This window comes from Marinobacter sp., from assembly GCF_052094685.1.
Classification (GTDB): Bacteria; Pseudomonadota; Gammaproteobacteria; order Pseudomonadales; family Oleiphilaceae; genus Marinobacter.
The window spans coordinates 1-8,821 of record NZ_JBQDKB010000120.1 but is presented as its reverse complement, the minus strand read 5'-3'; the positions used below and the strand labels follow the sequence as shown (position 1 = coordinate 8,821).

The 8,821-nt window shown below is 54.3% G+C and carries 9 protein-coding genes and 1 pseudogene; 8 read left to right on the top strand and 2 right to left on the bottom strand.

The features are described 5' to 3' along the window. Positions 1-256, bottom strand: a pseudogene (locus tag ACTH3S_RS16685) (diguanylate cyclase response regulator); the annotation flags it as partial. Positions 257-481: 225 nt separating this feature from the next. Here ACTH3S_RS16685 and ACTH3S_RS16680 point away from each other — a divergent pair. Then, positions 482-1,534: a DUF2333 family protein gene (locus ACTH3S_RS16680; RefSeq protein WP_441810139.1), complete on the top strand. Its 1,053-nt coding sequence runs from the start codon at positions 482-484 to the stop codon at positions 1,532-1,534. Between the two features lie 70 nt (positions 1,535-1,604). Here ACTH3S_RS16680 and ppa read toward each other — a convergent pair whose 3' ends face one another. Continuing rightward, complete coding sequence (ppa, locus tag ACTH3S_RS16675) at positions 1,605-2,132, bottom strand: inorganic diphosphatase (RefSeq protein ID WP_441810138.1); 528 nt, start codon at positions 2,130-2,132, stop codon at positions 1,605-1,607. Positions 2,133-2,521: 389 nt separating this feature from the next. On the opposite strand from ppa, the gene ACTH3S_RS16670 reads away from it, so the two are divergent. The 7 genes from ACTH3S_RS16670 to ACTH3S_RS16640 are packed head-to-tail and all read left to right on the top strand — an operon-like array spanning position 2,522 to position 8,821. Beyond that, a complete protein-coding gene (locus ACTH3S_RS16670; protein WP_441810137.1) occupies positions 2,522-4,579 on the top strand; it encodes a type VI secretion system Vgr family protein in 2,058 nt (685 codons plus the stop codon). Then, positions 4,576-5,115, top strand: a complete 540-nt coding sequence (locus ACTH3S_RS16665) for a DUF4123 domain-containing protein (protein WP_441810136.1) — start codon at positions 4,576-4,578, stop codon at positions 5,113-5,115. Before ACTH3S_RS16670 ends, ACTH3S_RS16665 begins: the two co-directional genes overlap by 4 nt. Further along, complete coding sequence (locus ACTH3S_RS16660) at positions 5,115-5,405, top strand: PAAR domain-containing protein (RefSeq protein ID WP_441810135.1); 291 nt, start codon at positions 5,115-5,117, stop codon at positions 5,403-5,405. Before ACTH3S_RS16665 ends, ACTH3S_RS16660 begins: the two co-directional genes overlap by 1 nt. A gap of 2 nt (positions 5,406-5,407) precedes the next feature. After that, on the top strand, positions 5,408-5,764 hold the full coding sequence (locus ACTH3S_RS16655; RefSeq protein WP_441810134.1) for a hypothetical protein: 357 nt from the start codon (positions 5,408-5,410) through the stop codon (positions 5,762-5,764). Further along, positions 5,751-7,505: an esterase/lipase family protein gene (locus ACTH3S_RS16650; RefSeq protein ID WP_441810133.1), complete on the top strand. Its 1,755-nt coding sequence runs from the start codon at positions 5,751-5,753 to the stop codon at positions 7,503-7,505. Before ACTH3S_RS16655 ends, ACTH3S_RS16650 begins: the two co-directional genes overlap by 14 nt. Further along, complete coding sequence (locus ACTH3S_RS16645) at positions 7,506-8,561, top strand: hypothetical protein (RefSeq protein WP_441810132.1); 1,056 nt, start codon at positions 7,506-7,508, stop codon at positions 8,559-8,561. Further along, a complete protein-coding gene (locus tag ACTH3S_RS16640; RefSeq protein WP_441810131.1) occupies positions 8,561-8,821 on the top strand; it encodes a hypothetical protein in 261 nt (86 codons plus the stop codon). Before ACTH3S_RS16645 ends, ACTH3S_RS16640 begins: the two co-directional genes overlap by 1 nt.

Genomic DNA, 8,821 nt, shown 5'->3' with positions numbered 1-8,821 from the left:
CTAGGGTGGAGTTGATCGGCCAGCCGCGAATGAGTCCGAGGATTTTCCTGCCCGCCACTGCATGGCCTTCCATCTCGAACCTTTGTGCATAGCGCACCAACTTATCAGAAGCGGACAGAAGCTCTTCACGGTGTGCGGCAAATGCATCACTGTTGCTGTGAATTGTCTGCCAAGTATCCAGAACAACCCGCGCCTGGGTTGTTACACGCCGTGCAAAATGTTGCCTGAGTTTTTCTTTCTGGCTTGCGTCGCTCATTGTTCTCCGGCCTGCCTTTTTTTCATTGTGGGCCGCCCCTTACGGTGTGGACGATTTTCTCAACCTTAGTCTGTTTCTGGAGTCTATAGTGTTTCGAGTTGTCGGCGTAGATGGCACTGTGTAATTGTTTGTGAATTCTGCGGTGTGTATATAGAGAGCGCCATAGGTTAGGATTCGTACAGACCGTTTGCATAGTCAATTTACAGACAAGGGGCTTAACGTAAGATGCCAGGCAAAATCAGACAGTATTTCAGGGACAAAAAAGAAGATGCTCAAGATTACTCCGGTAACAACGGCGCAATCGGTAAGTTTGTAATTATTGTTCTGCTGATCTATTTGTTGGTAACAGTAGTGCTGGGCATATACTGGAGCAGTGAGCCGGACTCCTTCTCAGTGCGCGAACATACCCGCGCGGTTGCTAACGAAATGCAGCGGGAGCCTATAACCGGCTTTGCGACAACTGTTACCATGATCCGTATTGCTGAAACCCTCCTGGACAAACCAGGCGGCTATATATCCAATGATATTTTCCCGCCGGGCTTGTGGATGGATAACACGCCTAACTGGGAGTACGGCGTGCTGGTGCAGTTGCGTGACCTTTCTCGAGCCATGCGCAAAGACATTAGCCGCTCCCAGAGCCAGTCTTCAGAAGATCCGGACCTAATCATTGCCGAGCCGCAGTTTCACTTTGACAGCGGAAGTTGGGCGATCCCTTCTACGGAGGCAGAGTATCGTCGCGGTATCACGGCGCTAAAGCGTTACCTCAATCGCCTGTCCAGTCCTGAGCAGGCCAATGCCCAGTTTTTTGCCCGGGCAGACAACCTAAGCAACTGGCTGAGCGACCTGGAAACTCGTTTGGGCAGCCTTTCGCGTACGTTGGGTGAGAGCGTTGGTAAGGCATCGGTATCAGAGGCTGTGGCCAATGTTGATCCAGATAATCCGTTGAACGAAGAAACCGGTGGCACGGATATCAAAGCCGACTGGGCAAAAGTTGACGATGTGTTTTATGAAGCCCGAGGCAGTGCCTGGGCATTGCTGCATATCTTCCGCGCGGTTGAAGTGGATTTCCGCAAAGTGCTTCAGGATAAAAACGCTATGGCCAGCGTGAAGCAGGTCATTATTGAGCTGGAAGGTGCTCAGGGCGACATGTGGAGCCCGGTTGTCCTCAATGGTAGCGGGTTTGGTGTTCTGGCGAACCACTCACTGACAATGGCGGCTTACCTTTCCCGCGCTAGCGCGGCGATCAGTGATATGCGGGATCTCCTGTCCCGAGGCTGAGGGCATTCATTCAGACATAAAAAACCGGGCTGCAATTGGCCCGGTTTTTTTATGTCTTCAATCAGGCAAGTTAGTTGGTATAGGCCTTGATCGAATCAACAATGGCTTGCTTGGCATCGGCAGCGCTGCCCCAGCCTTGCACCTTGACCCACTTGCCCGGCTCAAGAGTTTTATAGTTCTCGAAGAAGTGTTTGATCTGTGCGCGCAGCAATTCGGGTAGATCTTCGAGCTCGTTGACATCATCGTAGATGCTGGTCAGCTTGCTGTGTGGTACGGCAAGCAGCTTTACGTCTCCGCCAGCTTCATCTTCCATGTTCAGAACGCCCACCGGGCGGCAGCGGATAATCGAGCCTGGCTCAACCGGATGCGGGGTAACAACTAGTACGTCGATCGGGTCGCCGTCGTCAGCCAAAGTGTGGGGAATAAACCCGTAGTTTGCCGGGTAAAACATGGGGGTAGCCATAAACCGATCTACCAGTAGCGCGCCCATGTCTTTGTCTAGCTCATACTTAACCGGGGAGCTGAAGGCCGGAATTTCAATGGCAACGTAGATGTCTTCAGGCGGATTTTTGCCTGCGGGGATGTTGTCGAATTGCATGTGCGATCCTTCCTGGTAGGTCTCGAGTGAGCGTTTAACTGCGGTTAAAATTTGTGCGCGCAATTATACGTAACTCTCTCGCAGTTCGAAACTAAACTTAAGTAATGCAAGAAACCTGCTTTTGTATAGCAAGGAATGATAGGCCCTTGTGCCCCCGGCCAGCCCGTTTTTACCTTGGTTAGGGCCAAGTATGGGTGAAATTGGTACAGGTTGTGCTCTCAAATGGTTGTTTGCTAGATTTAAGCATATCAAGGAAGCACCAGATAGCGTTCTCAAGGAGATGAGGGCATGGATTACTCCGCACCTGTGACTACTCACAAACCCCGCTCCCAAAAATTGTAAGGAACAACCAAGCCTGAAGGAATTCAGTCTGACAAAGGATGTTGGCAATGATAGGCAATAATGGATTGCAGTATACGGTACGTATCGGGGCGCTCCCGAGTGATGTCTTCAGTGTATATGAGTTTGATGCGCATGAAGCCTTGTCTGAAGTGTTTCAGCTTAATCTCACGCTCTACAGCCCGCTCACATCCATAGATGCATCAGAGGTACTTGAGCAGGATGTGGAGTTAACGGTGTTTCAGGATGGTGCCGTTCTTCGGCAGTTCAGAGGCGTGGTTTCAGAGTTTTGTCGCGATTCATCTGGCCGGCGGCGAACTCGATATCGGTTGATCGTAAAGCCCTCGCTGTGGCGGCTTGAGCTTGCTCAGAACAGCAGGGTGTTTCAACAAAAAGACACCCAAGCCATTCTCCAGGCGCTGCTCACTGAGGGTGGGGTTGTGAGCACTGTTTTTAATTTGCGCCAACCGGTTGCTGAGCGTGAATACTGTGTTCAGTACCGTGAAACCGGTTTAAATTTCTTTCAGCGGCTGGCTGCAGAAGAGGGCTGGCACTACTTTTTTGAACATGAGGGTGAGCAGGCCGGATTAACGATTGCAGACCACCACATGGACGCCCGCAAGCTTGCTGAAGCTGTGTGCAATATGCTGTCTGGTGGCAGCGCAAAAACACCTTGCATCTGGCAATTCGACTATAGCGAAAGGGTAACGGTAGCCAGCGTAGCAATGAAGGACTATACCTTCAAAAAACCCGCTTACGGACTCGATCACTATAGAGACGTGGCAACAGATTCGCACCATAGGCCAGAGTATGAACACTACGATTACCCTGGGCGCTATAAGCAGGACGCCAGCGGCTCTGCGTTCACAGAGGCACGCTTGGGCGGCCTCAGAAATAACGCCAGCACCGGCCACGGGAAAAGTAACAGGCCGGACTTTACCGCAGGGGCCTGTTTCCCAATGGCAGGGCATGAGGATGAGCTAGCGAATAAAAACTGGCTGCTCACCAAAGTGCATCACCACGGCACTCAGCCACAAGCCCTCGAAGAAGATGCGGGTGCAGAGCCAACAACCTATAGCAACGAATTCTCAGTGGTGCCCGGTAATACCCATTGGCGGCCAGCCAACCATCACTCACGCCCGACCATGGATGGCCCTCAAATAGCGAAAGTAACCGGCCCTGCAGGGGAGGAAATTCATTGCGACGAATTCGGGCGCGTAAAAGTTCGCTTTCCTTGGGACAGATACAGTGAAGATGATGAACACAGCAGTGCTTGGCTGCGGGTAAGCCAAGGCTGGGCTGGCGGCCAATATGGATTTATGGCGCTGCCAAGAATTGGCCATGAGGTTATTGTCAGCTTTCTTGATGGCGATCCAGACCAACCGATTATTACCGGCAGAACCTGGCATGCAACCAATACCCCGCCCTATACCCTGCCAACCAATAAAACCAAAACCGTACTACGCACCCAAACCCATCAAGGGGAGGGGTACAACGAGCTGAGTTTTGAAGACGAGCAGGAAAAGCAGCGCATCTATTTGCGGGCGCAAAAAGATCATGATCTGGAAATACAGAACGATCAAACCTACTCGATAGGCAACGACCGAGAAAAGCACATAGGCAACGACCAACGGCTGAATGTAGAGCGGGATGAGCAAATCGACATTGGCCGTGATCAAAAAGCCCGTATCGGGCAGGACCAAACCCTTGAAGTTACCCAGGATAGATTTACCAGCATTGGCCGCCATTACCGGTTAGAAGTCGCAGACCGGCGCCATGAATACAGCCGAGCCAATCACGATCTCGAAGTGGGTGGTCACTACACCCAGAAAGTTCAGGGAAAGGTGGTGATAGAAGCGGGTGAGAGCGCGCTGATCCATACACGGAACCTGACCCTCACGGGCAGCGAAAGCGTGGTGATCCAAGGGCCCGGTGGCAAGATTACCATCGATTCTGGCGGCGTTACCGTGGACTCCCCTTCCATCAAACTGAACGGCCCCGTTGCGGTCTCCACGGGTGCGGCATCACAAATCAAAACGCTGGAAAGTGCGGCGCGGGAAGGAACACCGTTGGTAGACATCTGTTCCGCATGCGGAGACGGTGCATGAACAACGAACAGCGCCGGGTAACCCTGTTGGATGTCGGCGTTCAGTGGTTGATACTGGATGCCGCCAGTTGCGCCGAACCCCTTTGGTACGCCCGCGGAGCGGGTGCCCCGTTGCAATCCCTGTTCAAGCAGCAAGACGAAGAACTGGCCGACAGTGGCCCATGGCTTATCAGAGTAGACGGCTACCCCGATGTTGTGGACACCTGCCTGCAAAAGGACCCACTGGGCCACGCCAGCCTGTGGTGTGCCAGCTCCCTTGGCCAGAAAGCACTGGTTAACCAACTCAGGGCCCGGGTATACGCCGAACTGCCTAGCGGAGAGACAACCCGCTTTCGCTGGTACGACCCCCGGGTGCTTTTCCCTTATCTTGAAGATTGCACGCAGCAGCGCCGCGATGATTTTATGGCGCCATTCGAGCTGCTGGTTCACACCGACCTGAACCCCTATAACCACCCGCATCAGTGTCAGCTCTGGCAGCAGGCAGACACAGGTGGGGGCCTTACCAATCGTCCATTACTATTCACGGAGGAAACCTGATGGGCATTCCCGTATCACTGAAAGGGCATTTCCACGCGTGCCCTATGTTTGCAGGAACCGCGCCGCACGTGGGTGGCGGTATTAGCGAAGGCGATCAAGGTTTCACCGTTAACGGCGTGCCGGTTGCCCTTAAAGGCCACAAGTGCAGCTGCAAGGTGGGCGGGCCAGATACCCTGATGCAGGGCACATCAGGCCTGACCGTGAACGGCATTCCCGTTGTACTTCAGGGAAGCACTACCGCCCATGGTGGCGTGGTGCTTGAAGGCGACCCAGCTGTGACGGTGGCTTGACCATGAGCTGGACACTCACCCAGGAAGACCTCGACCACATGCCAGCCCAGCAACAGCGTATTCGGCATTTTGCCTTAGCCCGCCATTTACTGGAGCTGCCAGACCCGCCGGCTGACTGGCCCAAGTGCAAGGCCCAGCTTACGGCAGGGTTGAGCCTGGCTGCCGACGCCGGTTTTACAAGCCGGCCTGCCGTAACCCTGTTCCTGGAAGCCCTGCACTACGTGCCGAATGCTCTGGAGCACCCGGTGGTGCAAGGCTATATGGCCTCCGGTGCATTGGAGCAGTTCCGGGCGGAGCGGATGCTGGAATGGGCAAAGGAACGGACACAACACAAGGAGAGCGTGGATGAGCTGCAGTGAAGATTGCAAGTGCCGCCCCGGTGCGGTCGCCTTGGTGTTCGTGCCGGGAATTATGGGCACGAGGCTGAAGAACTCGCAAACAGAGAAATCCGTATGGGACCCTGCTGCTGGTGCTGCTTTCGAAGGCCCCAGCGGCGCGGCCATCGAGATTAAGGAACAAAGAGAGCAGGAAATGGCCGAAGCCCAGTCCACCGATGATGACAACGGCTGGCAGGTGGCGGGCAAATGGTTCCAGCGCCGTTGGATTGGAGTGAAAAAAGCAGGTGATAGCTTGGAAGAAAAAGGTCGCTCTGCCCGCCGATACGTCGGCGTGATCCCCCGAGTGAGCGACTTTGCCTTTGCAGGGCCTTTGAAGCGAAAGCAGTTATTGGTTAATGACGCAGCCGGTGATGAGGGAAAACCTATTGTTGATCGAAAGAATGACCTGCTGGACATCGATGAAGGCACCGACGACTATTTTCGCATCTACACAGCCGTACCACCCTCGCAAGTAGAGGAAAAACGCAGCCGAGGCTGGGGCGAGGTGCATTGGGATAGCTATGGGAGCTTCCTGAAGCACCTGGAGAATAAAGGGCGGACGCTCTCTCGGCTGTACCCGGGGCTGCGCTTTCCTGTCTTCACCGTGGGCTATAACTGGATGCTCAGCAACGAGGCTGCGGGCGAACGCCTGAAAGAGCGCCTGGATGAATTCCGCCAACAGATCGTGGCGGAGGATGAGCGCGGGTTATCCCCATCCGATATCAAATTTGTGGTTATCAGCCATTCCATGGGCGGCTACGCCTCCCGAGCTGGTTTTTCTTTGTCTGGCCTTGAGGGCGAAGTGGAAGCCGTTATTCACGGAGCTATGCCCACCCACGGCAGCCCGGCCACCTACAAGAAGTTTCGGGCAGGCGAATCCGGAATGCCAAAGTTTGTTCTAGGTAAGAACGCCGCCGATGTTACGGCCATTCTCGGCTTTTGCCAGGGCGGGTTGGAACTGCTTCCGAATCAGCTATACCGCACGGCAGACAATCAGGCAGATTGGCTACACCTCAAAACCGACGAGCAAGATCCGGACGTGATAGATATCGGGCAGGGAGAGGGCGTGTTCGATTTCTATTCCCGGTTCGATGTGTGGTACCGGATGATTCAGCCGGAGTTGTTGGCGCCGGAGATCAGCAAAGTTAGATATGAAGAAGAAATGTTTGACGATCATGTCTATGCGATGAGATCGCGTTTGAGCTCTATGGCACAATTTCACAGCAAGTTGGCAGACAACTTCCACAACACCACCACTCTCGTTTACAGCAACAACGAGAATGACCTCTCTTTCGATCGCTGTGTGTGGGAGGGTGAAGAAGTCTCCGATGGTAGTCGTGACGATTGGCAGGTGTACCGCGATGAGAATCATGCCGTATTTTTCGGCGACGGTACGGTAAGTCTGTACGGGCCGGAAGAAAAGCAACGGCACGATGCGGCCTTCGACGACTGGGCACAACATGCACCCTATACAAACCACCCACCGCCGCCTCCCCGGGCTAATGTCGCCAAATATAAACTGCAATCGGAAAGCGCCCCGGGGGATGGCACAGTCCATGCGGGCGCGGGTGATCACCCCTCGGCAGCAGGCGGGTTTAAACGCCTGCCGATCCCGGCCACGGAGGAGCATCAAACGTTTTTCAATTGCCCAGACGTACGAGACTTGGTAGTGGGTGAACTGCAAACGTTGTTGCCCGACATCCACAGCAAGCTGGGAGGCTGAATGTCACCACTTATCCGCAACGCCCTGGCAGGGTTGTTATTACTGACACAGACCGCACAAGGAATGGCCATGAACAAAACGGACGTCAACGAGGCAGAAGTACCGGAGTTTGAGTTTACGGAACACTGCGCGGGCCGCTATCAGTTAGAACTGCCGGCAGACATGAAACTGATTCGTAGTGGGTATAATGATGAAGCGATCATGGCTTCGGTGTACCCACCTGAAGACCAAGTCCACGACACTGCTTATCGGGGAGAACAACGCGTTGAAGAGTGGCAGGCGCGGGTGGAGGTCGAACGGCTAAAAGAAAAAGTCGAGACGGGGTATGTGCACCAAAACCTGGAGGGTAGTCTCAAGACGTTGGTTTATTATGCGGATCGGAGAAAACTCCCTTATCTAAGTGAAGACCCTGATGCAGCGCATAAGTTTGAAACCTTCTTCCTGAAAGATTTCCCAGAGGTTGGGCAGGCCATTGCTATCCAGGGGCAGGGAGCACTTGGTGTGGTGAAGCGGAGCGAACCCGACTACAAAGCCATTTTCCGTGAGCGCCTGGCCGGGATTCAGGAGCGAGCCGGCCATGTTGAATACCACCCCTGGCCCCACAAGAAGGCCGGCATATGCTTGGACCGGGAATTCGTGGTGGTGAACACCGTGGCCCCGGAGCGGGAGGGGTACAGCATGAAATTCTACAACGGCAAGCGCTCCGAATTTACTCTGATGGGAGGCACCTACACAAGCGAAGAGAGACTGAAAGACGTGCAGAGCGAAGCCAGCGGCATGCTGGCTTTCCTGGCCTCCAGTAGCATGAAGGTTGCAGGGCGCAAGGGCCGGCTGTTCGTCAGTGACGGCAAGTACAGCGAAACCGAACGGGAATTCCGCTGGGTGGCCACCGATAGCAAAGTAAACAGCTTTCACAACGGCCACTTTGTGATTGAGGGCTCCATCGAGATGAAGGATTACCCCGAGATGGCGCCGATGAAAGGCACAGATGTCATCGTGGGCCTGCTCAAAAGCGTGAAGGAACGGCCCTACGGCATGCTGGATGCCAAACGGTGATGGCCAATATCGTGCGAAGACTGCGCGCCACGCTCATCGTTATGGGCATCACTGTGCTGGGTACCATTGCCGGTGTCGTTGTCGGATTGGTTTTGGGTGCCACTCCCGTTGCGACGGAGCTGTTTGAAGGCGGTTCAGGGGGGTGGGATGGCATTGGCCGGGCCATGGGGTTTTTATTCTTGGCTGGTGGCTGCGGATTACTTGGAATGTTGGTCGGGATATGGATTGGATTTCGGAAGGTCCTCACCAAAGTTCCCTAG

Excerpts from the sequence above, each read along its gene's own strand:
- ACTH3S_RS16680 (WP_441810139.1), top strand. The coding sequence starts at position 482 with ATGCCAGGCAAAATCAGACAGTATTTCAGGGACAAAAAAGAAGATGCT.
- ppa (WP_441810138.1), bottom strand. The coding sequence starts at position 2,132 with ATGCAATTCGACAACATCCCCGCAGGCAAAAATCCGCCTGAAGACATC.
- ACTH3S_RS16670 (WP_441810137.1), top strand. The coding sequence starts at position 2,522 with ATGATAGGCAATAATGGATTGCAGTATACGGTACGTATCGGGGCGCTC.
- ACTH3S_RS16665 (WP_441810136.1), top strand. The coding sequence starts at position 4,576 with ATGAACAACGAACAGCGCCGGGTAACCCTGTTGGATGTCGGCGTTCAG.
- ACTH3S_RS16660 (WP_441810135.1), top strand. The coding sequence starts at position 5,115 with ATGGGCATTCCCGTATCACTGAAAGGGCATTTCCACGCGTGCCCTATG.
- ACTH3S_RS16655 (WP_441810134.1), top strand. The coding sequence starts at position 5,408 with ATGAGCTGGACACTCACCCAGGAAGACCTCGACCACATGCCAGCCCAG.
- ACTH3S_RS16650 (WP_441810133.1), top strand. The coding sequence starts at position 5,751 with ATGAGCTGCAGTGAAGATTGCAAGTGCCGCCCCGGTGCGGTCGCCTTG.
- ACTH3S_RS16645 (WP_441810132.1), top strand. The coding sequence starts at position 7,506 with ATGTCACCACTTATCCGCAACGCCCTGGCAGGGTTGTTATTACTGACA.
- ACTH3S_RS16640 (WP_441810131.1), top strand. The coding sequence starts at position 8,561 with ATGGCCAATATCGTGCGAAGACTGCGCGCCACGCTCATCGTTATGGGC.